At 72.3% G+C, this 24,130-nt stretch carries 28 protein-coding genes and 2 tRNA genes; 21 read left to right on the top strand and 9 right to left on the bottom strand.

Features of this window, described 5'->3' with window-relative positions:
• Positions 1-9: 9 nt before the first annotated feature.
• The 3 genes from ACIBG7_RS29650 (at position 10) to ACIBG7_RS29640 (ending at position 3,470) form a co-directional block, all read left to right on the top strand.
• The gene (locus ACIBG7_RS29650) at positions 10-1,254 is read left to right on the top strand and encodes a glutamate-5-semialdehyde dehydrogenase (protein ID WP_357934095.1); all 1,245 of its coding nucleotides are present in this window, start codon (positions 10-12) and stop codon (positions 1,252-1,254) included.
• 48 nt (positions 1,255-1,302) lie between these two features.
• Positions 1,303-1,467, top strand: coding sequence for a hypothetical protein (locus tag ACIBG7_RS29645; RefSeq protein WP_357934098.1), 165 nt, complete (start codon positions 1,303-1,305; stop codon positions 1,465-1,467).
• A gap of 71 nt (positions 1,468-1,538) precedes the next feature.
• Entirely contained in the window at positions 1,539-3,470 is a 1,932-nt protein-coding gene (locus tag ACIBG7_RS29640; protein WP_397338352.1) for a protein kinase, read from the top strand.
• Here the strand turns inward: ACIBG7_RS29640 and ACIBG7_RS29635 are convergent.
• Together ACIBG7_RS29635 and ACIBG7_RS29630 are read right to left on the bottom strand one after the other, a co-directional pair.
• Positions 3,467-4,222 carry a hypothetical protein gene (locus ACIBG7_RS29635; RefSeq protein ID WP_397338350.1) on the bottom strand — a complete coding sequence of 252 codons (756 nt, stop codon included), beginning with the start codon at positions 4,220-4,222 and terminating at the stop codon, positions 3,467-3,469. The two genes, ACIBG7_RS29640 and ACIBG7_RS29635, sit on opposite strands and share 4 nt — an antisense overlap.
• Positions 4,223-4,309: 87 nt before the next feature.
• On the bottom strand, positions 4,310-5,335 hold the full coding sequence (locus ACIBG7_RS29630) for a M48 family metallopeptidase (RefSeq protein ID WP_357934104.1): 1,026 nt from the start codon (positions 5,333-5,335) through the stop codon (positions 4,310-4,312).
• Positions 5,336-5,429: 94 nt separating this feature from the next.
• On the opposite strand from ACIBG7_RS29630, the gene nadD reads away from it, so the two are divergent.
• From nadD to ACIBG7_RS29610, 4 genes are all read left to right on the top strand, one after another.
• Positions 5,430-6,041 carry a nicotinate-nucleotide adenylyltransferase gene (gene nadD / locus ACIBG7_RS29625; RefSeq protein ID WP_357934106.1) on the top strand — a complete coding sequence of 204 codons (612 nt, stop codon included), beginning with the start codon at positions 5,430-5,432 and terminating at the stop codon, positions 6,039-6,041.
• Between the two features lie 79 nt (positions 6,042-6,120).
• Entirely contained in the window at positions 6,121-6,516 is a 396-nt protein-coding gene (gene rsfS / locus ACIBG7_RS29620) for a ribosome silencing factor (protein WP_357934109.1), read from the top strand.
• The gene (locus ACIBG7_RS29615; RefSeq protein WP_357934111.1) at positions 6,513-7,145 is read left to right on the top strand and encodes a histidine phosphatase family protein; all 633 of its coding nucleotides are present in this window, start codon (positions 6,513-6,515) and stop codon (positions 7,143-7,145) included. Before rsfS ends, ACIBG7_RS29615 begins: the two co-directional genes overlap by 4 nt.
• Positions 7,146-7,211: 66 nt before the next feature.
• A tRNA-Ala gene (locus ACIBG7_RS29610) sits at positions 7,212-7,284 on the top strand.
• Positions 7,285-7,308: 24 nt separating this feature from the next.
• On the opposite strand, the gene ACIBG7_RS29605 is transcribed toward ACIBG7_RS29610, so the two are convergent.
• The gene (locus tag ACIBG7_RS29605; RefSeq protein WP_397338349.1) at positions 7,309-8,001 is read right to left on the bottom strand and encodes a TetR/AcrR family transcriptional regulator; all 693 of its coding nucleotides are present in this window, start codon (positions 7,999-8,001) and stop codon (positions 7,309-7,311) included.
• Positions 8,002-8,162: 161 nt separating this feature from the next.
• Here ACIBG7_RS29605 and ACIBG7_RS29600 point away from each other — a divergent pair, with 161 nt between their 5' ends.
• Positions 8,163-9,386, top strand: coding sequence for an oxygenase MpaB family protein (locus ACIBG7_RS29600; protein ID WP_357934117.1), 1,224 nt, complete (start codon positions 8,163-8,165; stop codon positions 9,384-9,386).
• Between the two features lie 16 nt (positions 9,387-9,402).
• On the opposite strand, the gene ACIBG7_RS29595 is transcribed toward ACIBG7_RS29600, so the two are convergent.
• A complete protein-coding gene (locus ACIBG7_RS29595) occupies positions 9,403-10,743 on the bottom strand; it encodes a hypothetical protein (protein WP_397338348.1) in 1,341 nt (446 codons plus the stop codon).
• 213 nt (positions 10,744-10,956) lie between these two features.
• Here ACIBG7_RS29595 and ACIBG7_RS29590 point away from each other — a divergent pair, with 213 nt between their 5' ends.
• Both ACIBG7_RS29590 and ACIBG7_RS29585 read left to right on the top strand, forming a co-directional pair.
• A complete protein-coding gene (locus ACIBG7_RS29590; protein ID WP_357934121.1) occupies positions 10,957-12,306 on the top strand; it encodes a hypothetical protein in 1,350 nt (449 codons plus the stop codon).
• Positions 12,303-13,421 (top strand): ARPP-2 domain-containing protein, encoded by a 1,119-nt coding sequence (locus ACIBG7_RS29585; protein ID WP_357934124.1) that lies wholly within the window; start codon positions 12,303-12,305, stop codon positions 13,419-13,421. Before ACIBG7_RS29590 ends, ACIBG7_RS29585 begins: the two co-directional genes overlap by 4 nt.
• On the opposite strand, the gene ACIBG7_RS29580 is transcribed toward ACIBG7_RS29585, so the two are convergent.
• Positions 13,400-14,263, bottom strand: coding sequence for a bile acid:sodium symporter family protein (locus tag ACIBG7_RS29580; RefSeq protein ID WP_357934127.1), 864 nt, complete (start codon positions 14,261-14,263; stop codon positions 13,400-13,402). The genes ACIBG7_RS29585 and ACIBG7_RS29580 overlap by 22 nt on opposite strands.
• 81 nt (positions 14,264-14,344) lie before the next feature.
• Between ACIBG7_RS29580 and ACIBG7_RS29575 the strand changes: the two genes are divergently transcribed.
• Positions 14,345-15,313: a GNAT family N-acetyltransferase gene (locus ACIBG7_RS29575; RefSeq protein ID WP_357934131.1), complete on the top strand. Its 969-nt coding sequence runs from the start codon at positions 14,345-14,347 to the stop codon at positions 15,311-15,313.
• Here the strand turns inward: ACIBG7_RS29575 and ACIBG7_RS29570 are convergent.
• Positions 15,273-16,292, bottom strand: coding sequence for a helix-turn-helix transcriptional regulator (locus ACIBG7_RS29570; RefSeq protein ID WP_397338347.1), 1,020 nt, complete (start codon positions 16,290-16,292; stop codon positions 15,273-15,275). The two genes, ACIBG7_RS29575 and ACIBG7_RS29570, sit on opposite strands and share 41 nt — an antisense overlap.
• A 44-nt stretch (positions 16,293-16,336) precedes the next feature.
• On the opposite strand from ACIBG7_RS29570, the gene ACIBG7_RS29565 reads away from it, so the two are divergent.
• Positions 16,337-16,789: a hypothetical protein gene (locus tag ACIBG7_RS29565; protein WP_357934137.1), complete on the top strand. Its 453-nt coding sequence runs from the start codon at positions 16,337-16,339 to the stop codon at positions 16,787-16,789.
• A gap of 15 nt (positions 16,790-16,804) precedes the next feature.
• On the opposite strand, the gene ACIBG7_RS29560 is transcribed toward ACIBG7_RS29565, so the two are convergent.
• Positions 16,805-17,062: a hypothetical protein gene (locus ACIBG7_RS29560; protein WP_357934139.1), complete on the bottom strand. Its 258-nt coding sequence runs from the start codon at positions 17,060-17,062 to the stop codon at positions 16,805-16,807.
• A 62-nt stretch (positions 17,063-17,124) separates the two neighbouring features.
• Entirely contained in the window at positions 17,125-18,516 is a 1,392-nt protein-coding gene (locus ACIBG7_RS29555; protein ID WP_357934142.1) for a hypothetical protein, read from the bottom strand.
• Positions 18,517-18,671: 155 nt separating this feature from the next.
• Here ACIBG7_RS29555 and ACIBG7_RS29550 point away from each other — a divergent pair, with 155 nt between their 5' ends.
• Positions 18,672-19,052 (top strand): hypothetical protein, encoded by a 381-nt coding sequence (locus tag ACIBG7_RS29550; protein WP_397338346.1) that lies wholly within the window; start codon positions 18,672-18,674, stop codon positions 19,050-19,052.
• On the opposite strand, the gene ACIBG7_RS29545 is transcribed toward ACIBG7_RS29550, so the two are convergent.
• The gene (locus ACIBG7_RS29545) at positions 19,034-19,522 is read right to left on the bottom strand and encodes a DUF523 domain-containing protein (protein ID WP_397338345.1); all 489 of its coding nucleotides are present in this window, start codon (positions 19,520-19,522) and stop codon (positions 19,034-19,036) included. The genes ACIBG7_RS29550 and ACIBG7_RS29545 overlap by 19 nt on opposite strands.
• A gap of 33 nt (positions 19,523-19,555) precedes the next feature.
• Here ACIBG7_RS29545 and ACIBG7_RS29540 point away from each other — a divergent pair, with 33 nt between their 5' ends.
• The 8 genes from ACIBG7_RS29540 to ACIBG7_RS29505 all read left to right on the top strand — a co-directional run bounded on the left by ACIBG7_RS29540 (position 19,556) and on the right by ACIBG7_RS29505 (position 24,084).
• Complete coding sequence (locus ACIBG7_RS29540) at positions 19,556-19,915, top strand: hypothetical protein (RefSeq protein ID WP_357934151.1); 360 nt, start codon at positions 19,556-19,558, stop codon at positions 19,913-19,915.
• The gene (locus ACIBG7_RS29535) at positions 19,912-20,289 is read left to right on the top strand and encodes a hypothetical protein (protein WP_357934154.1); all 378 of its coding nucleotides are present in this window, start codon (positions 19,912-19,914) and stop codon (positions 20,287-20,289) included. The genes ACIBG7_RS29540 and ACIBG7_RS29535 overlap by 4 nt, the downstream gene beginning before the upstream one ends.
• 30 nt (positions 20,290-20,319) lie before the next feature.
• The gene (locus ACIBG7_RS29530; protein WP_357934156.1) at positions 20,320-20,928 is read left to right on the top strand and encodes an SRPBCC family protein; all 609 of its coding nucleotides are present in this window, start codon (positions 20,320-20,322) and stop codon (positions 20,926-20,928) included.
• 133 nt (positions 20,929-21,061) lie between these two features.
• Positions 21,062-22,270, top strand: a complete 1,209-nt coding sequence (locus ACIBG7_RS29525) for a CynX/NimT family MFS transporter (RefSeq protein ID WP_397338344.1) — start codon at positions 21,062-21,064, stop codon at positions 22,268-22,270.
• Entirely contained in the window at positions 22,267-23,100 is an 834-nt protein-coding gene (locus ACIBG7_RS29520) for a metal-dependent hydrolase (RefSeq protein ID WP_397338343.1), read from the top strand. Before ACIBG7_RS29525 ends, ACIBG7_RS29520 begins: the two co-directional genes overlap by 4 nt.
• A 100-nt stretch (positions 23,101-23,200) precedes the next feature.
• Positions 23,201-23,407, top strand: coding sequence for a helix-turn-helix domain-containing protein (locus ACIBG7_RS29515; protein WP_397338342.1), 207 nt, complete (start codon positions 23,201-23,203; stop codon positions 23,405-23,407).
• 4 nt (positions 23,408-23,411) lie between these two features.
• Positions 23,412-23,939: a Clp protease N-terminal domain-containing protein gene (locus ACIBG7_RS29510; RefSeq protein ID WP_397338341.1), complete on the top strand. Its 528-nt coding sequence runs from the start codon at positions 23,412-23,414 to the stop codon at positions 23,937-23,939.
• A gap of 72 nt (positions 23,940-24,011) precedes the next feature.
• Positions 24,012-24,084: transfer RNA gene (locus ACIBG7_RS29505), tRNA-Ala, on the top strand.
• The last annotated feature ends 46 nt before the right edge of the window (positions 24,085-24,130 follow it).

Raw genomic sequence — 24,130 nt, 5'->3', positions numbered from 1 at the left:
GAGAGCGCGATGTCCGAGGAGTTCCTGAAGGTCGCCCACGCGGCACGAGCGGCCGCCGCCGAGCTGGCCCCGCTGCCGCGGGCGCCGAAGGACCGGGCGTTGCGCGTGCTGGCCGACGCCCTGGTCGCGGCCACCGCGCAGATCGTCGAGGCCAACGGCCGCGACGTGGAGCGGGCCCGGGAGGCGGGCACGCCGGAGGCGATGATCGACCGGCTGCGGCTCGACGCCGGGCGCGTGGCGGCCATCGCCGAGGCGGTGCGCCAGATCGCCGACCTGCCCGACCCGGTGGGCGAGGTGGTGCGCGGCAACACCCTGCCCAACGGCCTGGAGCTGCGCCAGGTGCGCGTGCCGCTGGGCGTGATCGGCATCATCTACGAGGGCCGCCCCAACGTCACCGTCGACGCCGCGGCGCTCTGCCTCAAGAGCGGCAACGCGGTGCTGCTGCGCGGCTCCTCCAGCGCCTACGAGTCCAACACCGCGCTGGTGCGGGTGATGCAGGAGGCACTGGCCGGCACCGACGTGCCGGCGGGCGCGGTCCAGCTCGTGCCCGGCCTAACGCGCGAGTCGGTCAAGGAGCTGATGCGCGCTCGCGGGCTGGTGGACGTGCTGATCCCGCGCGGCGGGGCGTCGCTGATCACCTCGGTGGTGGAGGAGTCCACGGTGCCGGTGATCGAGACCGGCGTGGGCAACTGCCACGTCTACGTGGACGCGGGGGCCGACCTGGGCATGGCGCTGGAGATCCTGCTCAACTCCAAGACGCAGCGGACCTCGGTGTGCAACGCGGCCGAGTCGCTGCTGGTGCACCAGGAGGTGGCCGCGGAGTTCGTGCCGCTGGCCATGGCGGCGCTCCAGGCGGCGGGCGTGACGGTCCACGGCGACGCCGCGTTCGTCGCGCACGGCGCGGTCGAGGCGACGGAGGAGGACTACTTCACCGAGTACCTCTCGCTCGACCTGGCCGCCAAGGTGGTCGGCTCGCTGGAGGAGGCCGTCGCGCACATCCGCACCTACGGTTCCGGGCACACCGAGGCGATCGTCACCCGCTCGCAGCAGGCCGCCCGCCGGTTCGTCTCGCTCGTCGACTCGGCGGCGGTCGCGGTCAACGCCTCCACCCGCTTCACCGACGGCGGCGAGTTCGGCTTCGGCGCGGAGATCGGCATCTCGACGCAGAAGCTGCACTCCAGGGGCCCGATGGGGCTGCCGGAGCTCACCTCCACCAAGTGGATCTACACCGGAGAGGGTCACGTCCGGGATTGAGCGGCGTGTCATCGTGCCCTGACGGTGGGTAAACGCTTGACTGGGCGCATGGAGATCGTCGTCGCGCTCGCCTTCTCGGCGGCGGTGCTGTTCGGGGCCGACCGGCTGCTGCTGTGGCTCGAGGCCAAGGGCCACGTGAACTGGCGCCGCAAGGGCCGCAAGCGGCTGAACGACCAGCCGGCGGCCGGTCTCGACAAGCTCCTTCGGAAGTAACGGCGCGCCTTGAGTAATTGGCGTGCCCTTCAGCGTTAAAGTTGTGCCCTTATGGGCGCAGGGGAGGGACGGTGAGCAAGCTCGGCAAGGTCGGGCCCTACGCCCTTCTTGAACGGCTGGGCCGTGGCGGGATGGGTGAGGTCTACCTCGCCACCAGCCGTCGTGGCGATCAGGTGGCCGTCAAGGTGCTTCGCGACCTGGTCAACGATGACAACGCCAGGATCCGGCTGGATCGCGAGGTGCGCGCGCTGCGCAGGGTCGAGAGCCCCTATGTCGCCCGCGTGCTCGACGCCGACCTGGAGTGCTCGCGTCCCTACCTGGTCATGGAGTACATCGACGGGGACACCCTGCTCCACCGGGTACGGCGAAGCGGCCCGCTGCTCGGCGCCGACCTGCTCGAACTGGCCCGCGGCATCGCGACCGCGCTGGCGATCGTGCACGCGGCCGGGATCGTGCACCGGGATCTGAAGCCGGCCAACATCCTGATGAGCGACGACGGCCCGGTGCTGATCGACTTCGGCATCGCGCAGGTCAGCGACGCCACCCGGTTGACGCTCACCGGCACCTTCCTCGGCACGCCCGGCTACGCGCCGCCCGAGCTGTTCGCGGATGAGCAGGTGGCCGAGCCGGCCGATGTCTACGCGTGGGCGGCGACGGTCGCGTTCGCGGCCACCGGGCGGCCCACCTTCGGGCGGGGCACGGCCGAGGCGCAGATGTACAACGTGCTGAACGGGCAGGCCGACCTCAAGGGGGTGCCCGCCGGGCTGCTGCCGCTGGTGCGGGCCTCGCTGAACCGGGAGCCGGCCAAGCGGCCGACCGCCGCGATGCTGGCCGACCGGCTTTCCCGGCTGGTCAAGGCCGCCTCCGACGCCGAGCCGCCCAAGCCTCGCACGCCTGCGGACGGGCGGGTGCGGGGGCGCACGATCGTGGAGGAGGGGCAGGGCGCCGGCGAGCGCGGCCGGGCCGCCCGGCCGGCGCCGGAGGAGGACGGGACGACCCGGACCGGTCGCCGCGCCACCGACGACGGAGCGGCTCGTCCCGGGCGTGGCCGTGCCGCGGAGGACGGGACGGCTCGCCCGGGCCGGAGCCGCGTGGTGGACGAGGGAACGGGGCGGGCTGCCCGGGGCCGGGCCGCCGATGACGGCGCCGCACGGTCGTCCCGTGGGGACGGGGCGGCGCGTTCCGTCCGGGGCCGGGCGGCGGAGGAGTCTCGCGGGCGGGCGGCGGAGGAGGCCAGGGGACGGGCGTCGGAGGAGTCGCCGGGCCGGCTCCTGCGGGGGCGGGCTGCCTCGGACGACGGGCCCGGCACCGGTGAGCGCGTGCGTGGACGGCTGCCCGGGCGGGGCCGGGGCGAGGCCCGTGGGGGAGTCGTCGCCCGGGTGGCCGCCGAGGCGCGGCCCGGGGCGGCCGGCCGTACCGCGGGGGTGGCCAAGGTGCGGCGGGCCCGCCGGACGGCCGAGGCCGGGGCGGAGGCCCCGGCGACCGCGCTGCCGGCCGGGAACGTGGCGTTGCTGGTGCTCGCCGTCCTCGCCGTGCCGTGCGTGGTGGCGACGGTGATCTGGCCGGTGGCGACCTTCGGGATCACCGCGGCCTTCGTGATCCTCACCCGGACCCTCTGGGCCGGGCACTGGCTGGTGCGCAACCGGACCTCGCGCCGGATCCGCATCACGCTGCGCGTGCTGAGCTTCCCGTTCGCCGCGGCGGGCGCGGCGCTGGCCGCCGCCGTGTGGCCGGGGGTTCCGGCCGCCGCCCTGGCCGGGCTCACGTTGTGGGCGGTGGCCGGCGGCGAGCTCGGCGGCGACTGGTGGCAGCAGGTGGCCCCGGTGACCGCGGCGGGCGTGGTCTTCGGGGTGGTCTGCGGCGGCATCCTCGGGCGCGAGATCGAGCGCATCGGCGCCCGCCTGCCCGACCTGCGCCGCGAGGGCTTGCGCGCTCTGGCCGTGCTGGGCGGGTTCGTCGCCCTGTGCGCGGCCGCGGTGCGCGCGATCGCCCTGCTGCTCTAGCCGATCTTCGACGGCGGGGCGGTCCAGGTGTTGCAGGCGCCCGGGTCGGCCTGGGCGAAGCCGCGCTTGGTCCAGGCCTTGATGGTCGAGGCCTGGCCCCACTCGCGCGGCCGGCCCGCCTCGTCGCCCTGGAACAGCGAGAGCAGGTAGTCCCAGTCGTCGTCGGTACGGCCCGGCAGCGGCCACACGCTCTTCATGAACGCCCCGGCCAGGCAGTCGTTCTGCAGGGAGTAGCGGCGGATCTGCTCGCTCAGCTCGGCCTTGTTCCTGTACGGCGCGGCGTCATAGGCCGCCCCGATGCCGACGAGCTGCTGGACGTGCATGGCGTACATGGTCGCGGTGTTGGAGAACAGCCACAGGTCGCCCGGCTCGTTGAGCCACTCGTTGCCGAGCTGGACGGCGATGGTCGAGGTCTTGCCGCAGTACCAGGACTGGGAGTCGCCCTCGCCGATCTCCATGTCGCACCATTTGCGCGGGAACTTGGCCAGGTACTTGACGTTGACCGGCTTGAACGGCAGCCCGGCGGCGGTGAGGTGCTGCTGCCAGGTGCGCTCCAGGCAGGTGATGACCGCGTCGATGTAGGCGCGGGCGTCGGCGCGGTTGCGCGGCCTGATCTCCTGCTCCGCGCAGGTGCTGTCCTGCAGCGGCCCCGCCCGGTAGAGCGGGTTCTTGGTCAGCACGGGATCCGTGACGGGGTAGGCCGCGCCGCTGAGCGGGAGCACGGACAGCGCGGCGATGAGGGCGAATTTCACGGATGTGACAGTAGGGGCTCCCGGCAGGCGTGGAAAAGGTCTGGAAGATGACTTTCTTCCAGACCTTTTACCAGGTGAGCAGGGTGGTCAGCTCGTGCTTCCGCCGTCGCGGCGGGCGAAGCGGTTGAAGATCCGCTCGCCGGCGTTGACCGCGCCCTCGGCGACGTCGCGCAGCACGCCGATGAACGGGTCCTGCGACTCCGACCAGGACCGGCGGTAGGACTCGGCCGCGGCCTTGACCTCCTCGGAGACGCGGGCGTTGGCGTCGTCCTCGCGGCGGGGGTAGTCGCCGGCCAGGATCCGCTCGTAGTCGCCGCCCCGGTGCCACTTGTCCAGCTCAGCGACGCGGACCACCGCGAACGGGTGGGTGGTGCCGAGCAGATTGAGCACCTTGAGGAAGCCGTCACGCAGGTCTCCCGCCGTGTCGTACTCCTGGTACTGGGCGAGGAAGGCCTCGATGTTCATCTCGTGCGTGTAGTCGCCGCCGGCGAGCTTCATCAGCGCCCGCTTGGCCGCCTCGGGGTTCTGCCCGGTGAGCAGGCCGCCGCGGTCGCAGGAGAGCTCGGACTTGCGGTACCACTCCTCCAGGCCCGCGACGATCGCGCGCAGGCCGATGTAGCCCAGCGGGATCCAGGCGACGCGGGTGGCGAGGCGGGTGAGGATGTCGAGCATCGTGCGGTAGACCGCGTGGCCCGACAGGATGTGCGCGGTCTCGTGGCCGATGACGAAACGCTGCTCCTCCTCGTTCATGAGGTTCAGCAGACCCGTCGTCACGACGATGAACGGGTCGTCGAAGCCGATGGCCATGGCCTGGACGCGCGGGTCCTGCTGGACGTAGATCTCAGGCACGCGGTGCAGGTCGAGGGTGTAGGCCGCGTCGCGGCCCATGTCGTAGAGCGAGCGGAACTGGGTCTCGCTCACCCGTACGGCCGAAGCCAGGTACATGAGGCGGAGCCGTCGTTCGCTGATCAGGCCGGACATCTGCTTGAGCACCGTGTCGAACCCGCTGAGCTTGCGCAGAGCGACCAGCGCGGACCGGTCTGCGGGGTGTTCGTAGGCACGGGACGAGATGCCGGGCAGTTGGACGCGGCTGCGATCCGGGGTGGTCGTCATGCGGGCATGCTACGTCCGCGATTGGTGTGGTGCGCGATTCCTTGGGAAGGGGGTGCCGTAAAGCTTCGTACGGCTTGCGCGTATCTTCCCAAGCATGATGAACGCGCCACGTGGGGAGGGGAAGCGCCGCCTGGGGGTCATGGGCGGCACTTTCGACCCGATCCACCATGGTCACCTCGTCGCGGCCAGCGAGGTGGCCCATCATTTCGACCTCGACGAGGTCGTGTTCGTGCCGACCGGCCGGCCGTACCAGAAGGACGACCAGCAGGTGTCGGCGCCCGAGGACCGGTACCTGATGACCGTGATCGCCACGGCGTCGAACCCGCGCTTCTCGGTCTCGCGGGTGGACGTGGACCGGCCGGGCCCGACGTTCACCATCGACACCCTGCGCGACATCGCCGCGCACTACGGGCCGGACACCGAGATCTACTTCATCACCGGCGCGGACGCGCTCGCGGCGATCCTGAGCTGGCGGGACGTGGACGAGCTGTTCGAGCTGGCGCACTTCGTGGGCTGCACCCGGCCGGGGCACACGCTGCGCGATCCGGGGCTGCCCAAGGGGAAGGTCAGCCTGATCGAGGTGCCGGCGCTGTCGATCTCCTCGTCGGAGTGCCGCGAGCGGGTCGAGGGCGGCGAGCCGATCTGGTACCTCGTGCCGGACGGCATCGTGCAGTACATCGGCAAACGAGGCCTGTACCGGCCTTAATCCACGTGCGGGGTGGCTCGGAGCCGTGGAAGGGTAACCTGGAAGCAGTAGTGCTTACCGTGGAGGACTGACCCGCATCGTGACCGCATCCGACAGAGCCGTCCAGCTCGTCAAGATCGCCGCCGAGGCGGCGGCCGACAAGCTGGCCGACGACATCCTCGCCTACGACGTCAGTGAGCAGCTCGTGATCACTGACGCCTTCCTGCTGTGCTCCGCCAGCAACGACCGGCAGGTCCGCGCGATCGTCGACGAGATCGAGGACCGCCTGCGCATCGAGGCCGACGCCAAGCCGGTGCGCCGGGAGGGCGAGCGCGAGGGCCGCTGGGTCCTGCTCGACTTCCTCGACATCGTCGTGCACGTGCAGCACGAGGAGGACCGCACCTTCTACGCCCTGGAGCGGCTGTGGAAGGACTGCCCGGCCATCGGCCTGCCGGAGAGCGTCCGGCAGACCAACATCCAGCGGGCCCGCCCTTGAGCCGGAGAATCGTCTGCCTCCGCCATGGGCAGACCCTGTGGAACGTCGAGCACCGCTTCCAGGGGCACTCCGACATCCCGCTCGACGAGACCGGTCACGCGCAGGCGGCCCGCGCCGCCTCGCTGCTCGCCTCGTTGCGCCCGTCGCTGATCGTCTCCTCCGACCTCCAGCGGGCCAACGACACCGCGCTCGCGCTCGGCCGCCTGGTCGGCCTGCCGGTCGCGGTGGACAAGGACTTCCGCGAGCGGGGCGGCGGCCTGTGGGAGGGCCTCACCCGCCGGGAGATCGCCTCCCGCTGGCCGGAGGAGTACGTCAACTGGGAGGCGCCCGAAGGTGAGGACGTCGCCGACGTGGCCGAGCGGGTCTCGACGGCGATGCGCCGCTGGGCCGCCCAGCTCGACGACTCGGGCCTGCTCGTCATCGCCTCGCACGGCGCCGCGCTGCGGCTCGGCATCTGCAAGCTGCTCGGGCTGCCGCAGGAGCTGTGGCACTCCATGGGCGGGCTGGGCAACTGCTCCTGGTCGGTCCTGGAGGAGGGCCGGCAGGGCTGGCGGCTGCTGGAGCACAACGCGGGCACCCTTCCGGAGCCGGTCAACAGCGACGACAGCCCGGCCGCGACCGACGATTAGGTGAATTCGCGGGGAAGCGGATATGCTCTCCGAGCGCCGCAACGGGCGGACCCGAAGCGGTGACCAGGGGCTATGGCGCAGTTGGTAGCGCGCTTCCATGGCATGGAAGAGGTCTGGGGTTCGAATCCCCATAGCTCCACCCCGATCGAAGCCGCCGTTGACCTCAGTCAGCGGCGGTTTCCGCGTTTTCCGGGGCGTGCAGCATCGGCACCAGGAAGCGCCGTGCGACCGCGGCGAGCTGCGTGTCGTCGTCGAGGTCGACGACCTCGCTGGGGATGGTCAGGAACGACGTCGAGATCCGCACCATCATCTCGGCCACCAGGTCGACGTCCAGATCGGCCGCGACGTGGCCGGCGCGTTGCTCGTGGCGGAGCTGGCCGGCGACGAACTGCCGCACGATGGCGAGCGTCTGGCCGCCGTCGGCGGTCATGGACGGCACCAGCAGGTCGGGCTCGGCCGCGATGAGCCCGCCGATCAGCGGGTTGCCGCGGATGGCCCGCAGTGAGGACACGAAGCCCAGCACGACCCGGTCGGCCGCGGTGCCGGCCTGCTCGATGTCGATCAGGAACTGGTCGAAGTAGCGCCGGAACTCGCGGCGGACCACGTGCTCGACCAGCGTGTCCTTGGTGTCGAAGCGGCGGTAGACGGTGATGCGGGAGACCTTGGCCAGCCGGGCGACGTCCTCCATCGTGGAGCGCCTGATGCCCATCCGGCAGAACTGCTCGTAGGCCGCGTCCAGGATGCGGGTCCGCAGCTCGTCGGGGTCGCCGACGCCTTCGACGGCGTCGACGTAGGCGCGTTCGAGCAGCGACTCGGAGTCCGCCGGCGCCAGGAAGCCGGAGAGCACAGATTCCACGATCACCTCCTGCAGAGGATTCTGCCGTACGGGCGGCCTTGTGATGTCCGTCACACTGTGGTCTGATGATGATACACGGACTCATGATCTGTTTCTCAGTATCACCCTGGCACCACGGCATGTCCTGAGCGGGACCCCCCACCTCGAAGGAGTGCAGAGCAATGGCAGAGCTGAGCAGGCGCGAGATACTCATCTCGGGCACCGCCCTGGGCGCGCTGGGCGCGCTGGGCATGACCGCCCCGGCCCAGGCGAGCTCCCTCACCGCCGGCTGGGAATGGCCGGCCAGCGGGTCGATCGCCGGTTCCGGCAGCGGCGCCGATCCCCGCTGGGTGTGGGACGAGGTGGCCGACCCGCTCCTCGCCTCGCTGTTCGAGCGCGGGCTCATCCCCGAGGTCAACCGGCTGCTGTACGACTGGAACCACAACGACCAGCCGCTGCCCGCCGGGCTGCCCGATGACCTGCGGGCCTTCATCGAGCAGGCGCGCGCGCTGCCGCCGTGGGTCGACCACGCCAAGCTGGAGGCCGGAGCCCGCTTCCACGCGCTCAAGGGCAACTACATCGTCGTGCTGACCATCGTCGGCGCCGGCATGCTGGCCACCGCCATCCCCAAGGAGGCGCAGGCGGTCTACTACTCCGCGGGCGGCGCCGACCTCAAGGACCGGGTCGCCAAGACCAACATCCTGGCCTACGCGGTCCGGCCGCGGAACGCCTGGACGGCCGGCGGCACGGCGGTGGTCGAGGCGGTGAAGACCCGCCTGGTGCACGCGGCCGTGCGGCACCTGCTGAAGTCCTCGCCGCACTGGCCCGGGCCCATCCCGATCAGCCAGGAGGACATGCTGGTCACCTGGCACACGCTGGCCACCTACTCCATGCGCGGCCTGCGCGACTGGAACGTGCGCATCTCCTCCGCCGAGTCGGCTGGGTACCTGCACTCGCTGCAGGTGATGGGGCACATGCTCGGCATCCGCGACGAGTTCCTCCCGGCCACGTGGGAGACCTCCTACACGCAGTCGGACATCGTGCTGCCGCGCAACATGGGGCCGACGCGGGAGGGCGTGGAGCTCAACGCCATCCTGCGGCAGATGCTCGCCGAGCTGACCAGCCCGGGCGGCATCGACAAGCCGCTGGTCAACGCCTTCTGCCGCTACCTCACCGGCAACCAGGTGGCCGACTGGAACGGCATACCCCGCGAGCCGCTGTGGGACCCGGTGGTCAGGACCGCCTGGCCGCTGCTGGTGAAGTTCCGCGAGGGCGTCATCGGGCTGCCGCTGGTGCCGGGCGCGGCCTGGCTGCTGGACGAGATGGTCAAGAAGTGGACCACCTACTACCTCACCCGGGGCGCGCAGACGAAGATCGTGATCCCGACCGGCAACCGGCCCGGCTGAGCGCGTCCGCAAGCGCTCAGAAGGTGCGCAGCCAGCGCCGGAAGCGGTCGAGGTGGTCGCCGGGCTTCAGCGGCGGCAAGATCCTGCGGAGCTCGGCGTCGGTGACCGGGCGGGCGTCGAGGGCAGCCTGCCGGAGCAGTGTTCCGGCGACCTTGAGGCCGCCTTCGACGCGGACGTCCAGGCCGCCGCGGCGGACGGTGAAGCTGTGCCGGTCGTCGTGGCGGGCGTAGGTGAGACCGGCGGCGTCCCTGGTGCACTCGACGGCCAGGAAGCAGAGCGAGTCGTCATTGGCGTAGGTCACGTGGAGCGCGATCGTCACGCTGTGCGGGCCGGCCGCGGCGTGGTCGAGCGGCTCGTACACCATGCCCGGCGGGGTGCCGGAAGGCCGGCCGCGGTAGCCGGGGACGGTGACGGCGTAGTACGCGCCGGTCTGCTCGTGGCCGTCGCCGAGCTCGCCGGCCGTGGCCGGGCGCACGGTCCGGGCGGCGGCGCGCACCAGGTCGTGGCTGACCGCGGGGCTCGCGATGACGGTGACGAAGCGGCGGCCCACGGAGACCTGGTAGCCGTGCTCGTTCGCGTTGTGCCGGTACACCAGGCCGTCCGCCTCGACCCGGCAGGAACCCCAGCTCAGCCGGGAGTCCGTCGCGGTGGGCTGGCCGCACATCCGCTCGCCCGCCCGGAGACCCTCGTGGACCGTCGTGGTGAGGTAGCGAGGACCGGGCACCGCCGCGGGATCGGCCGGGCGGAAGCCGCCGCCGCCGAGCCCCCCGCCGTAATCACGGTCGTCGCCGGGGACGTAACCGGGGATGGCCACCGCGTAGGCGGTCTCGCGGGGCAGGTGGGCGATCGCGAGCCGCCGTTCCAGGTCGTCGGGCGGTTCGCGGCGGAGCGCCACGACGCCGGCGCCGGTCAGGGCCACGCTCAGCGCCAGGGCGGCGGCGCTGAACGGCCAGGGGCGCAGCAACATCCCGGCGACCAGCGCGTACGGCAGGCCGCCGAGCAGCAGGGTGGCCTGGGCGTCGCCGCTCACGCCCAGCCCGGCGGCGTCGGTCGCCGCCCAGCCGAGGGCCCAGCCTGCCGTACCGGCCCCGAGGACCAGGCCGGCCCACGCCGCCCGCCGCCAGGCCGTGGCGCCCAGCGGTGAGGCCTGGTGGGTGGCCTTGACCAGCACGATCAGGTAGGCCATGACCACGGCGAGACTCACCGCCACGGCGACCACGAGCAACGAGGTGCCTCCGGCGAAGGCGGCGATCAGCAGGATCTGCAGGGCCAGCGGCATGGCGACCGCGCCCACCACCCAGGCGCCGGCCACCTGGGCCGCGATCAGCAGGGGCTTGACCGCCCTCGACTCGAGCACCCGTCAAGGATGCCGGGAATGTCGGGAGAGCGCATTTTTGCGAGGTTGGTCGCGCCGAGGAAGCCGCGTCGCGAATCGCCGGAATCCCCTGCTAACGTCACGTTCCTGGCCGGTCGCGGGACTTCGGTGCCGACTTCCGGAACCCACCTTAGAAGTGATGCTTCGCTGCTCGGACCTCCACTCCCCGGCCGGCCAGGACGACGGGGAGGGCGCATGGACGTCGGGTACGAGGACCTGCTGCTGTTCGTGAACGCGGCGACGGCGGCGACGGGGCAGCGCGAGTTCCACTCCGGGCAGGCGAGCCAGACGTTGTCCCTGGACTTCCTGCACGAGTACATCCGGGGCAACTACCCGGAGGTGTACGCGGCGGTTCTGGCGCTGGAGCTGAACGACCACAACGCGGCCCGGGTGATCCGGCACCTGCTGGCGACCTCGGGCGGCGGCGAGCTGGTGTCCCAGCGGCTGGCGCGGATGTCGCCGCCGCGGGTGTACGCGCTCTTCCGGGAGCTGCGTGCCGCCGGGGTGAACAACCGGCGGACCCGCGCGGTGCTGCGCGACTGGCTGCGGGCGCGGCCGGACCTGGCGTTCGACGCGGTGAAGTACCGGGCCGGGCTGAAGTCGGCGGTGCGGCACGCGCATCTGAAGCTGGAGGGCGAGCTGCCGGACTTCCTGTTCGCGCCGTTCTCGCGCCAGCGCTACGAGACGCCCATCCTGGAGGCCTGGCGGCGCGCGCACTTCGACAAGGAGGCCCTGTACAGCCTGCCGTACACGGTGGCCGAGGGGTTCGCGGCCCGGCGCGGGATCAAGCGGGAGGTCTTCCTGGAGCGGATCGCCCCGAAGCTGACCCGGCTGGAGCGGTTGCGGCTGCTGGAGTCGGCGGGCCGGGCGGGCACGGACACGCGAGCCGACCTGGCGGCCATGCCGCTGGTCCGGCTGGCGTCCTACGTGTTGTCGCTGCCGGTCGCCGAGCGGGCGGCGCGCCGGGCGGAGCTGACCGGCGCGCTGAGCGCGGCGGCGGTGCGGGTGGCGGGCAAGCGCGCCGGCACCTGGGGCCGCGTGGCGGCGGTCCTGGACGACAGCTATTCGGCCTTCGGCTCGCCGGTGAAGCGGAACCGGCCGCTGGCCGTGGCGCTGGCCTGCGACCACCTGCTGGCGGCGCTGGCCGGGCAGTACCGCGCGCACTGGGTGTCCGGGACGGTCGATCCGCTGCTGGTGCGCGCGAGCGGCCCGAGCCCGCTGGGCATGCGGCTGATCGACGCGCTGGAGGAGCGGCCGGAGCGGCTGGTGATCGTCTCGGACGGCTGGGACAACGCGCCGCCGGGCCTGGCCGCCGAGGTGCTGCGCGTGTGGTCAGACCGGCTGGACCGGGCCGGCGAGGTGCGCCTCGTGCACGTCAACCCGGTCTACGACGCCGAGCGGTTCGAGGTGCGCGCGTTGTCGCCGCTGGTGCCGACGGTCGGCATCCGCGACGCCGAGCACCTGCCGGCGCTGGTGGAGCTGGCGCAGTTCGCGACCGGGCGGACCGACGTGGCCGACCTGCTGGCCTATCTGGAGAGGCGATGATCGAGTTCACCGGGCTGGTGGCGAAGGCCCCGCAGACGTGGGGCGGGGTCCGGCTGGTGCCGCTGGTGCGGCCGGAGCCGATCGTCGACCTGCGCCTGCACCCCAAGGTCTACGGCGACGAGCTGTCGGTGGTCGCGCTGCCGGATCGCAGCGCGTACGTCGCCTACGTCCCGCACGCCTTCGTGGCCTCGTGGAGCGAGGACGGCAGCCCCGCCGCCGCGTACGGCACGCAGCTCGGCGAGGCGGGGCCGCGCGAGCACATCCCGGTCCAGCAGCGGCGCGGGATGGCGCGGCGCACCGAGCCGAACCGGCTGCGCTTCCTCCCGCTGCACCTGGCGCTGGAGGGCTTCCTCTCCCTGCACTTCAAGGGCCCGTCCATCGCATGGGCGGAGTGGTCGCAGCGCGCCCTGCGGCACGGGCTGTCGCCGCGCGGCGAGGAGGCCTACACCGGCGCGCAGGTGCGGGGCCTGGACGACGCGCTGCGCGTGTTCGAGATCCACCCCGGCCAGTGCGGCGTGGCGGTCTACGTCTCCGACGCCCTGGCCGCCGCCTTCGTCGTCCCGCACCAGGAGGACTACCGCGCGCTGCACCCGACGCTCGTCCGCGACCTGTACGGCGAGCTGATCCACGACTACGCGTGGTACCACCCGGCGGTGCGCGACTTCCCGGTCACCCTCGACGAGAGCCGCATCGCCTCCGTGGCCGACCTGAGGTCAGAGGCGCTGCGCCAGGCCGAGGAGTGGGCCGCCTTCCACGCCACCGTCATGGCCGGCGGCCTGCACGCCTCGCACTGGGACGAGATCTACCGGATGGGCCGCTTCACGCTGCGCCGCTTCCTGCCCTCCTTCGAGCGCGACACCGAGAGCCACCTCGGCGAGACGATCACCACGGACGACGGCCGGCTGGCCTATCTCAAGACCTTCCGGCTGTCGGAGCCGCAGCGCCGGCGCGGCTACCTGCTGACCCGCCTGGCCGCGCACGACTGGAACCTAGCCGCCACGGCCACGGCGCTGGGGTGCGGCGTGGCCGAGCTCGGCGTGCGGCTGGAGCGGGCGGGCTTCGGGCACCTGCTGCGGCAGGACGTCCTGGACGGTTACCGCAAGGCGGGCCGCTGAGCGCGGGCGCGCAGCAGGAACCCCGCCACCGCGGCGGTGAAGAACATGAGGATGCCGTAGGTGGCCGCCGGGATGGCCATCTGCGTGTTGACCAGCACGTAGCTGGCCACGGTGATGGCCAGGGTGGAGTTGTGGATGCCGATCTCCATGCAGGAGGCGATGGCCTGCTCGCGCTCCACCCCGGCCAGCCGGGGCGCCCAGTAGCCGACGGTGAGGCTCAGCACGCTGAACAGCAGGGTGATCAGGCCGACCTCGGCGAGGTAGGTGCCGATGTTGGCCCGCTCCTGCCAGACGGCGCCGAGGATGACCAGCACCAGGATCACCGCCGAGGCGATCTTGACCGGCTTGCCCATCCGCTCGGCGAAGGCGTTGCGGCGGGCCTTGACCAGCATGCCGAGCACGACCGGGACCAGGACGATGGCGACGACCTGGAGGGTCTTGTCGAGCTGGAGGCCCAGGCCGCTCGCCTGCGCGCCGAAGAAGCCGACGGACAGGTTGGCGATCAGCGGCAGGGTGACCACGGAGATCACCGAGTTGATCGCGGTCAGCGAGATGTTGAGGGCGACGTCGCCGCCGAACAGGTGGCTGTAGAGGTTGGCCGAGGTGCCGCCGGGCGAGGCGGCCAGCAGCATCATGCCGACCGCCAGGACCGGCGGCAGGTCGAACAGCAGGATCAGGCCCAGGCAGAGCGCGGGCAGGAGCAGGATCTGGCAGGTCAAGGCGATGATCGCGGCCTTGGGGTAGGCGGCGACGCGGCGGAAGTCGCTCACCGTGAGGCTGAGCCCGAGGCCGAACATGATGACGGCCAGGGCGAAGGGGAGGGCGACGGCGGCAAGGCCCATGGGGGTGGGATCCTCTCGGGGGTGGGGCTCTTGTCCCTGGATGGTTGATGAGCGGGTCTCACGTGTCAACGGAGGAACGGGATGACAGCGACTTTTCCGGCCGGTGTGGTCGGCTACCGCGGCTTCCAGGCCGGTGACGAGGCCGGGCTGGTCGAGGCGTGGAACCTCAGCCTGCCCGCCGATCCGACCACGCGGCGGTGGGTGCGGGACCGGGTGCTGCTGGACCCCAACTTCGACCCGGCCGGGTTGCGGGTGGCCGTCCTGGACGGGCGGGTCGTGGGGTGCGCCTACGCCGTGCGCCGGCTGGTGCCGCTGTCGCCGTACGCGGCCGGGACGGAGACGGAGGCCGGGTGGATCCCGTTCTTCTTCGTCGAGCCGGGGATCCGGGGGAGCGGGGTGGGGCGGCGGCTGGTGGGCGAGGCGCTGGACTTCCTCGCCCGGGAGGGGCGCAACCGGGTGGACGTGGCCGGGTACACGCCGAACTACGTGGCTCCGGGGCTGGATCTGGAGCTCTATCCGCAGGCCCGGGGGCTGCTGGAGAAGCTGGGCTTCCGGGTGGTGACCACCGCGCTGGCCATGGACCGGTCGCTGGTGGGGTACGCGCCGCCGTCCGAGGTGCTGGAACTGGCGGCCAAGCGGCTCGCGGAGGGCTACGAGGTGGGGTGCCCGGCCGACGGGGAGCTGCCGGAGCTGGTGCGCTTCGCCGGGACGGGCTTCAACCCGGACTGGGCCGAGGCGATCAGGAGGTTCCCGGACAACGAGCGCCTGCTGGTCGTGCGCAAGGACGGGCGGATCGCCGGGTTCACCGCCTACGGCGCCTACCAGGGCCCGGCCGAGCGGTTCGGCCCCTTCGGGGTGGACCCGGCCGAACGCGGGACCGGGCTCGGCAAGATCCTGCTGCACCGCACGCTGGCCCGGATGCGGGCCGAGGGGCTGCACGGGGCCTGGTTCCTGTGGACCGGCGAGGACAGCCCGGCCGCCCGGCTCTACCTGGGCGCGGGCTTCTCGATCACCCGAACCTACCACCTGATGCGCTGGACGTCGCGCTGACCCGTTCCTCCCCGTAGAAGCGGGTCAGCGCGGCGGCCACCTCGGCGAGCCGGCGGCGCAGCTCGACCGGCCGCACCACCTCGACCTCGCCGCCCAGCCGCAGGAACTCGCCCAGGGCGACGTCGACGCCCTCGATCGGCACGACCGCGGTGACCCAGCCGTCGGCGTCGGGCTCGCCCGCGCTCTCCCGGGCCGCCGTCTCCATGCCGGGCGTGATCAGCGAGCCGAGCCGCTCCAGGCCGCGCGGCGACAGCCGTACCACCGCCTCGCCCTGGTGCAGGCGGGCGGCGAAGGCGGTGAGGTATCCGCGCCAGTAGCCGGCCAGGTCGAAGTCCGCCGGGCGGGTGAAGTGCTCGTCCAGCGGGTGGAGGTCCTGGATCATCCAGACCCGGTAGGTGCGCACCTGCCCGCCGCTGCCCGCCACGACGTACCACCGCCCCGCCTTGACCACCAGCCCGTACGGCTCCAGCCGCCGCGTGACCAGATGCGGCGCCTCCCAGCGCCGGTAACGGACCTCGATGACGCGCTGGTTCCAGACCGCGTCGGCCACGGCGGGCAGGAAGGGCAGCTCGTCGCGCTCGCGGTACCAGCTCGGCGCGTCGAGGTGGAAGCGCTCCTGGACCCGCTCGGCGCGGTCGCGCAGCTCGACCGGCAGCGCGGCCTTGAGCTTGAGCTGCGCGGCGGCCACCACCGAGCCCAGCCCGAGCTCGGCGGCCGGGCCGGGCAGCCCGGCGAGGAACATCGACTCCGCCTCGTCGGCGGTCAGCCCGGTGAGCCTGGTGCGGTAGCCCTCCAGCAACTGGTAGCCGCCCGACGGCCCCGCGTCGCCGTACAGCGGCACGCCCGCGGCGTGCAGGGACTCGACGTCGCGGTAGATCGTGCGCACCGACACCTCCAGCCGCTCGGCGAGCTCGCGGGCGGTCATCCGGCCGCGCGTCTGCAGCAGCAGGAGGATGGACAGCAGCCGGGAAGCGCGCATGACACTGACAATAGATGGCAGCGATGACGGTTTACCGTCCGGCCATGAACGACTTCGACTTCCTGGAGGGCAAGTGGACCTCCAAGCAGCGTTATCTCAAGAAGCGGCTCGCCGGCTGTGACGAATGGGAGGAGTTCACCGGCACCACGGTCGCGACCCGGCATTTCGGCGGCGCGGCCTGCGTGGACGAGGTGTACTTCCCCGAGCGCGGCACGTCCGGGCTGACCCTGCGCCTCTACAACCCCGAGACCGAGCTCTGGTCGATCTACTGGGCCAGCAGCAAGACCGGCGTGCTCGACACCGTGCCCGCGGTGGGCCGGTTCGAGGGCGACCGCGGCGAGTTCTACGCCGACGAGTTCCACGAGGGCACGCCGATCATCTGCCGCTTCGTCTGGACCGTCCAGGACGCCGACCACTGCTCCTGGGAGCAGGCCTTCTCCACCGATCAGGGCAAGACGTGGGAGGTCAACTGGGTGGCGGACTTCACCCGCGCCTAGCCGGAGGCGCCAGGCTCAGGCGCGCGTGGCGAAGAGCACGATGCCGAAGGCGATGGCGGCCACGACCAGGAGCGCCGCGCTCGCCACGACCACCCACCACCAGGCCGAGCGCGGCGGCTTCGCCTCGATCACCGGCACGTCGGGAAACAGGTCCGGCGTGTACGGCAGGCGCACCGTCTCCGGGTGCGGCTGCTCGGGCGGGGGGACCGGCTGGACCGGCTGGCCGGGCGTGGGGATCCGGCGCTGGACCGTGCGGTCGTGCTCTTCGCTCATGACTTTTCCCAATATATCGCGCGAAGAGCGGCCGGTACGGCGTGCCGTACCGGCCGGATTCTTCACATAGCGCGCAAATATGCCAAGGAAGGCATGAAGAAGTACTCCCCGCCGAGCATGGTCACGGTCTGCTCGACCTGCTTGACCGCGACCGTGCGGCCGGGCTGGTCCCAGACCTTGGGGAAGGTGACCTTGAGCTCGCGGGGGCCCTGGCCGATGACGGGGTCGTGGCCAGTGCCCTCCCGCTCGAAGGACGGCTCGTTGGCCCAGCTCCGCTGGGTGAACTCGAACTGGCCGATGCCCTCGGGCCCGTCGGCGACCCGGGAGTTGAACGCCATGAACAGCAGGCCGACGCCCCCGCCGGGCCGCTCCTCGGGCGGGAGCTCGTCCCACGGCCGGTCGGCGCGCTCGCCGTACGTCTGGCCGCGCCTGGCCATGATCACCTCGCGCCCGAAGGAGCGAGGGTTGGTCTTGCGCACGTGCCCGCTGAACGGGCAGCGGTTGCCCTCGCCGTCGCGGTCGAAGGTGAAGTCGTTGCCGACCGGACCGCCGGCCGCCTTGCTCTTGCCGGTCAGCGGCGTGCCGTCACGGAAGCGGCCGACCAGCATGGCTCCGGCGCGGGCCCGGTCGTCGCCGACCAGGCCGAGCGCGTCGGCCAGGTCCTCCTCGATCTGCTGGAAGGCCCGCACGTTCTGCTCCAGCTTGCGGAAGACGAAGTAGCTGCCGAAGTGCCGGCGCGGATCGGCCGCCAGCGGGTCGGCGACCAGCACGTTGCCGAGCGGGAAGAACGGGTCCCAGTGCTCGCGCGGCTCGCGCTCGACCTCGTCGGCCAGGAAGAGCGGCTGGCTGCGGCCGTCCACGTACCCGAAATGCTCGATGCCGTCCCCGGCCGGGTTGCGCAGGCCGCGCCCGGTCTCCTCGCCGAGCACCCGCGCCGAGGCCGGCAGGTCGCGCACCAGCTCCTCGCGCAGCGCCTCGACCGGGCCGGGCTCGGCGTCCCCGATGAGCAGCACGGCGTGGATCTCCCGCTGGTAGGCGCGCTCCCACTCGGCCACGGGCGGGTCGTTGACCTCGGTGATCCGCTTCTTCATGCCGTCGCGGAAGGCGGCGTCCCCGAATCGGCGGATGTCGGCGACGCTGTGCCCCAGGTCGCGGTAGCCGGCGCGGCTGATGCCCAGCCCCACGTACGGCGAGCCGCCCCGACCGCTCCTGGCGAACTCCCGCACCTCCTCCAGGTGCTGCCGCGCCGACTTCATCCTGGTGCGGGCGACGCGGCGCAGGTAGGCGCGGCCCTCGGCGACGTCGTTGAAGCGCAGGAAGAGCACGGTCAGGTGCTCGCGGACGTGCGCGCGCAGGATGTTGGGCTGGAGATTGGCGAGCATCTCCTTGGTGTCGGCGTCGAGCGTGGGCGAGTCCCAGGCCAGGGGTCGTGCGTTGGCGAGGTCGACAGGCATGGTGTCGAGTCCTTTCCCCGTGAGGTGTCGTGGTTCTCCGGGCCCCGCAGGATGAGACTCAGGGCACGGGCGAAAAGTTGGTACGACCCGGGCGGTATCCGAGCCGCCTTCCGCCGGGGGATCCGCCGGCCCACCGGCGGTGCCAGGGTGAGGGGATGGACGACAGAGCTCTCCGGATCGTGCTCGGCGCGGTGGCGGCCGGCATCGCACTCATCTTCGTGCTCGGCGCGCTGCTGCACACCGGCGTGCCGCTGGGGCCGCTGCGCGAGCCGGTCATCGTCCCGGCGACCATCGCCGAGACGGTGTGCGGGCTGGCGCTGCTGGCCGCGGCGTGGGGCGCGCTGGGCGGCCGGGCGTGGGCGTGGCGGGGACTGCGGGCGGGCTACACGGTCGCGCTGGCGGGAGTTTTGGTCGGCACCCTCGCGCTGGCGCTCGGCCGGGGCGAGGCGACGGTGCTCAACACCTGGTATCACGGCACCGTCGCGACGGTGCTGATCGCCGGGCTCGGCGCGCAGCTCTACCGGGCGCGCAGGTAGGCGTCGGCCTCGGTCAGGCGGTCCTCGCCGAAGACCGGGATGCCGTGCTGCTCCAGCAGCGCGGTGGTGACGCCCGGCCCGGGGACCCGGCCGCCGGTGAAGGTGCCGTCGTAGACCGCGAGGGAACCGCAGGACGGGCTGCCCTCCTTCAGGACGGCCAGCCGTACGCCGGAGCTGAGGGCCAGGTCGAGCGCCTGCCGCGCGCCGGACAGGAAGGCGGCGGTGACGTCGCTCCCGTCGGCGGCCAGGACGCGGGCGCGGCCGGCCAGCACGTCGGCGCCCGAGCCGCCCGGCTCGATCTCGGCGGCGGGGCGGGGGATCGGCAGCCCGCCCTCGACCTCCGGGCAGAACGGCACCAGCCGCCCCTCCTCCCGCCAGCCGGCCAGGATCGCCGAGGCGCTGGTCTTGGCGCCGCCGTCGTAGCGCACGCGGCGGCCCATCAGGCAGGCGCTCACCAGGATCCGGTCCATGGACCCCATGGTAGGAGCGGTAGCCTTCTCGCCATGTCCCAGACCCTCGCCACCGGCATCATCGTGGGCGCGCTCGTCCTGGCGGTGGCCAGTCTCGTCGTCGCCATCCGCAACCGGGCGATGGGGGTCGTCCTGCTCGTCGGCTTCGCGGTGCTGGAGCTCGCGGTGCTGGTCCAGGCCGGGATCACCGTCGCGGCGGCGGTGGGCGGCGAGGGGCCGGCCGAGCAGGCGACGCTCTACGGCTACACGGCCGGCGTGGCGCTGATCGCGCCCGCGGGCGTCTTCCTGGCGCTGGCCGAACGGTCGCGGTGGGGCGCGGCGATCCTGGTCGTGGCCGGGTTCGCGGTCGCGGTGATGACCGGGCGGCTGCTGCAGATCTGGGCCGGGCAGTGAGCACCCCGATCGGCACCGGGCCGGGCCGCGCGCTGCTGGCGCTCTACGGGCTGTTCGCGCTGGCGGCCGGCGCGCGGGCGGCCGTGCAGATCGCCACCCGGTTCGACGAGGCGCCGCTGGCCTACGCGCTGTCCGCCTTCGCGGCGGCGGTCTACGTGGTGCTCGCGGTCGCGCTGGCGACCGGGCGGCGCACGCTCGCGTTGTGGGCGCTGGGCATCGAACTGGCCGGAGTCCTGGTCATCGGGACGGCGAGTGTCATCGATCCGGCGGCCTTCCCCGACGAGACGGTCTGGTCGGTTTATGGGAAGGGATACCTGTTCATCCCGCTGATCCTGCCGCTGGTGGGCCTGTTCTGGTTGCGGCGGAGGCGTTAGCGCTCCGGCGAAGCGGGCAGGGGGCGTTACATGAGCACGATCGAGCACTCCGTAGATGTCAATGTCCCAGTGCGGACGGCCTACAACCAGTGGACGCAGTTCGAGAGCTTCCCCGAGTTCATGGAAGGCGTGGAGTCGGTCAAGCAGCTCACCGACACCCGCACCGCTTGGGTGGCCGAGATCGCGGGAGTCCGTCGTGAGTTCGAGGCGGAGATCACCGAACAGCACCCGGACGAGCGGGTCGCCTGGCGCACGGTGGAGCAGCCGCACCAGGCCGGTGTGGTGACCTTCCACCGGCTCGACGACTCCACCACGCGGGTCACCCTGCAGATGGAGTACGACCCCAAGGGCTTCATCGAGACCGCGGGCGACTGGCTGCAACTGGTCCGGATGCGCGTCCGCAACGACATGGAGCGTTTCAAGCGCTTCATCGAGTCCCGTGGGAGCGAGACCGGCGAGTGGCGCGGCGACGTGCCCGGCCCGCACCAGAGCGGGTCCACCTACGGCACGGGCGACCAGCCGATGCCTCCTGGCACCATCGGCGGCGATCCTTACCCGCCCTCGCCCGACCTGCCGGCGCCCGGACCCGGCCCGCTGCGGCCGGAGGACCCGCCGCCGCCCATGCGCCCGGTCATCTGACCTGACGGGACGCCGAGGCCCTCTTCCCACCTCTCCGGGAAGGGGGCCTCTTCCTATGGTCAGGAATAAACCAACATTTCGGACCTGTTAGCATTATTCGTCCCATGATTCCACGAATGGAGGCTGTGCCGGCATGAGCGTGCTCACCGAGAGCAGGAGCAAGAGCGGCTCGCTGGTATGGCTGCTGGTCCTGGGCATCGTCCTGGCCGCGCTCAACCTCCGCACCGCGGTGACCAGCGTCGGCCCGCTGCTCGACCAGCTCTCCGCGGGCCTCGGGATGACGAGCGTCGGCACCGGCCTGCTGACCACCCTGCCGGTCCTGGCCTTCGCCACCGTCGGCGCGGTCACCCCCGCGATGGCGCGCAAGGTCGGCGAGCACCGGCTGCTCCTGGTCGCGCTCGGCCTGCTCGGCGTCGGCCTCGCCACCCGGGCCCTGGTCGACAGCGCCCCCGTCTTCCTGCTGAGCAGCGCCGTGGCGCTGTCCGGCGGCGCGATCGGCAACGTGCTCATCCCCACCCTGATCAAGCGGCACTTCCCGGGCCGCGTGGGCGTGATGACCACCGTCTACACCACCGCCCTGGCCGTCGGCACCATGATGGCCGCCGCCGCGACCGTGCCGATCGAGCGCGCCGCGGGCGGCGACTGGCACGTGGCGCTCGGCGTCTGGGCCGCGCTCGCGGTCGTCGCCGCGCTGCCCTGGCTGGCGCTGCTGCGCAGCGAGCCGCAGCGCGACACCGGCCGTACCGAGGCCGGGCCCGGCCGCCTGGTCCGCAGCAAGCTGGCCTGGTCGGTCGCGGTCTACTTCGGCACGCAGTCGATGATCGCCTACATCATGTTCGGCTGGCTCGCCAAGATCCTCACCGACGCCGGTTACACCACCAGCCAGGCCGGCCTGGTCCTCGGCGTGTTCACCGCGCTGAGCATCCCGATCTCGCTGATCATCCCGGTGCTGGCCACGCGCTTCCGCGACCAGCGGCCCGTGGTCGTCGCCCTGGTCGCCTTCTACGTCGTCGGGTTCGCCGGCATGTGGATCTCGCCGTCCTGGGTCTGGACGGTCTTCATCGGCGTCGGCATGGGCTCCTTCCCGCTCGCGCTGATGATGCTGGCCCTGCGGACCCGCACCGCCGACCACACCGCCGCGCTGTCGGCCTTCGGGCAGAGCGCCGGGTACCTCATCGCGGGCGCCGGGCCGCTGGTCGTGGGCGTGCTGCACGAGGCGACCGGGGGGTGGGCTCTGCCGTACACGCTGATCTTCTTCGTGCTGGCCGTGCAGCTCCTGACCGGGCTTTACGCGGGTCGCAACCGCTTCCTCGAGGATGAGCCTGCGAAGATTTCCGGATGAAGTCCACTATCGTCACCTTCCCTGACGGGCAGGTGTCCGGCCGCTCCGAGGTCGTCGGAACCGTCCAGGCCGGTGACGCGCTCGGCGTGATCGTCGCCGAGACGCCCTTCCATCCGCTCGACCACACCTGGCCCGACCAGCCCGCCGACCGCGGCCTGCTGGCCGGGCACCCCCTTCTCGGCTGCGTCACCGGGGCCACCGCCGGCGACGGGCAGGTCCTGCTCGGCGCCCACATCCCGGTACGGCGGGGCGACCCGGCCTGGCAGTGGCTGGTCGTCCACCTCGTCGAGCCGGCGGCGGCCGTCGAAGCCGGGGCGGAGGTCACGCTGGAGGCCGACGCCGGCTACCGTGCGGCCCTGTCGGCCGGGCACACCGCCTGCCACCTGGCCGCCCTCGCGCTCAACGCCGCCCTGGCCGGGCACTGGCGCAAGGAGACCGGGGCGGACTCGCTCGGGCAGCCGAACTTCGACCAGCACGCCATCACCTCCTCGACCATCGTCGAGAACGGCAGCGTGGACGTGTACCGGCTGGGCAAGTCGCTGCGCAAGAAGGGCTTCTCCGCCGACGGGCTCGACTGGGCCGAGGTCGCGGGGCGGGTCAACGGGATCCTCGCCGGGTGGGTGGCCGCGGACGCGCCGGTGTGGATCGACGCGCCGGACGGGACGCTGACCGCTCGGCGTACCTGGCACTGCGCGTTGCCCGAGGGGGAGGGGTGGATCCCGTGCGGCGGCACGCACGTGCACCGCACCTCCGCGCTCGGTGGGGTGCGGGTGGAGTTGGAGCCCGGTGAGTCGGAGCTGACCATGCGCACCTACGCGGGCTCCTCGTAGCGGGCTGCATTCGGAAAGCGCGCTTCCTTGGTGTGCGGTCTGCCGGCAAAAGTGTCAGCAAGAGCTGACACTTCCGGCTGTGTCAGCTTATGCTGACATCATGAGAGTCACCGAGCTCGCCGAAGCGGCCGCCGGCCCCGATCCGGGCACCGGGCTGGCCGCCTGCGCCGCCCTGCGCTCCCTCCTGGAGGAGTTGGAGGCGGTGCACGTCTCCAACGCCCGCGACCGGGGCTGGTCCTGGGAGCAGATCGCCGCCGCGCTCGGCGTCCGGCGGCAGACCGCGCACCGCAAACACGCCAGGAGGTAGTCCCGTGCTCGACAGGTTCACCCCCGAAGCCCGCAGGGCGTTCGTCCGCGCCGGCATCCTCGCCCACGACGCCCGGCCCGAGGGCGGCCGCTTCGGCACGGACGCGCTCCTGCTCGCCCTCGCCGAGCAGCGCCCGTTCGCCGGCCCCGTGGCCGCCTTCACCCTGACCCCGGACGCCGTCCCGCTGGCCGCCACGCCGGGCCGCGACCTGCTGGCCACCCTCGGCATCGACCTCGACGAGGTGCGCCGCCGTACCAGGCACGGCGTGGACGACCCGGCCCGCTGGCACCTCGACCGGCTCCTGCTCCGCCTCACCCTCCGCGGCCCGCTCGGCGACCTTCCGCTCACCCTGCACCTGCGCAAGGTCGTCGAGGTCGCCGCGTGGAAGCCCGGCCCGATCACCGGCGAACGCCTGCTGTGGGGCCTGCTCGCCGACGCCCGCAACGGCGCCGCCCGCACCCTTCGTACGGCCGGCGTCGACCTCGCCGCCCTGGTCGCCCAGGCCGGCGTCCCGGTCCGCCGAGCCGCCTGAGCACCGCCCCCGCGGGTGCCACGATCATGGTCGTGGCACCCGCCGGATCCGCTAGACTATTCCCGCAAGCGAGGGGCTATGGCGCAGTTGGTAGCGCGCTTCCATGGCATGGAAGAGGTCTGGGGTTCGAATCCCCATAGCTCCACCTCTCACTTACGACGAACCGCCGCATCGCGGCGGTTTCGCTTTTT

The organism is Nonomuraea sp. NPDC050328 (assembly GCF_044459405.1).
Classification (GTDB): domain Bacteria; phylum Actinomycetota; class Actinomycetes; order Streptosporangiales; family Streptosporangiaceae; genus Nonomuraea.
The sequence above is the reverse complement of the archived record's forward strand: the minus strand, read 5'-3'. Positions and strand labels throughout refer to the sequence as shown.

Excerpts from the sequence above, each read along its gene's own strand:
- ACIBG7_RS29650 (WP_357934095.1), top strand. The coding sequence starts at position 10 with ATGTCCGAGGAGTTCCTGAAGGTCGCCCACGCGGCACGAGCGGCCGCC.
- ACIBG7_RS29645 (WP_357934098.1), top strand. The coding sequence starts at position 1,303 with ATGGAGATCGTCGTCGCGCTCGCCTTCTCGGCGGCGGTGCTGTTCGGG.
- ACIBG7_RS29630 (WP_357934104.1), bottom strand. The coding sequence starts at position 5,335 with ATGACGACCACCCCGGATCGCAGCCGCGTCCAACTGCCCGGCATCTCG.
- nadD (WP_357934106.1), top strand. The coding sequence starts at position 5,430 with ATGATGAACGCGCCACGTGGGGAGGGGAAGCGCCGCCTGGGGGTCATG.
- ACIBG7_RS29600 (WP_357934117.1), top strand. The coding sequence starts at position 8,163 with ATGGCAGAGCTGAGCAGGCGCGAGATACTCATCTCGGGCACCGCCCTG.
- ACIBG7_RS29590 (WP_357934121.1), top strand. The coding sequence starts at position 10,957 with ATGGACGTCGGGTACGAGGACCTGCTGCTGTTCGTGAACGCGGCGACG.
- ACIBG7_RS29585 (WP_357934124.1), top strand. The coding sequence starts at position 12,303 with ATGATCGAGTTCACCGGGCTGGTGGCGAAGGCCCCGCAGACGTGGGGC.
- ACIBG7_RS29580 (WP_357934127.1), bottom strand. The coding sequence starts at position 14,263 with ATGGGCCTTGCCGCCGTCGCCCTCCCCTTCGCCCTGGCCGTCATCATG.
- ACIBG7_RS29575 (WP_357934131.1), top strand. The coding sequence starts at position 14,345 with ATGACAGCGACTTTTCCGGCCGGTGTGGTCGGCTACCGCGGCTTCCAG.
- ACIBG7_RS29570 (WP_397338347.1), bottom strand. The coding sequence starts at position 16,292 with ATGCGCGCTTCCCGGCTGCTGTCCATCCTCCTGCTGCTGCAGACGCGC.
- ACIBG7_RS29565 (WP_357934137.1), top strand. The coding sequence starts at position 16,337 with ATGAACGACTTCGACTTCCTGGAGGGCAAGTGGACCTCCAAGCAGCGT.
- ACIBG7_RS29560 (WP_357934139.1), bottom strand. The coding sequence starts at position 17,062 with ATGAGCGAAGAGCACGACCGCACGGTCCAGCGCCGGATCCCCACGCCC.
- ACIBG7_RS29555 (WP_357934142.1), bottom strand. The coding sequence starts at position 18,516 with ATGCCTGTCGACCTCGCCAACGCACGACCCCTGGCCTGGGACTCGCCC.
- ACIBG7_RS29550 (WP_397338346.1), top strand. The coding sequence starts at position 18,672 with ATGGACGACAGAGCTCTCCGGATCGTGCTCGGCGCGGTGGCGGCCGGC.
- ACIBG7_RS29545 (WP_397338345.1), bottom strand. The coding sequence starts at position 19,522 with ATGGACCGGATCCTGGTGAGCGCCTGCCTGATGGGCCGCCGCGTGCGC.
- ACIBG7_RS29540 (WP_357934151.1), top strand. The coding sequence starts at position 19,556 with ATGTCCCAGACCCTCGCCACCGGCATCATCGTGGGCGCGCTCGTCCTG.
- ACIBG7_RS29530 (WP_357934156.1), top strand. The coding sequence starts at position 20,320 with ATGAGCACGATCGAGCACTCCGTAGATGTCAATGTCCCAGTGCGGACG.
- ACIBG7_RS29525 (WP_397338344.1), top strand. The coding sequence starts at position 21,062 with ATGAGCGTGCTCACCGAGAGCAGGAGCAAGAGCGGCTCGCTGGTATGG.
- ACIBG7_RS29520 (WP_397338343.1), top strand. The coding sequence starts at position 22,267 with ATGAAGTCCACTATCGTCACCTTCCCTGACGGGCAGGTGTCCGGCCGC.
- ACIBG7_RS29515 (WP_397338342.1), top strand. The coding sequence starts at position 23,201 with ATGAGAGTCACCGAGCTCGCCGAAGCGGCCGCCGGCCCCGATCCGGGC.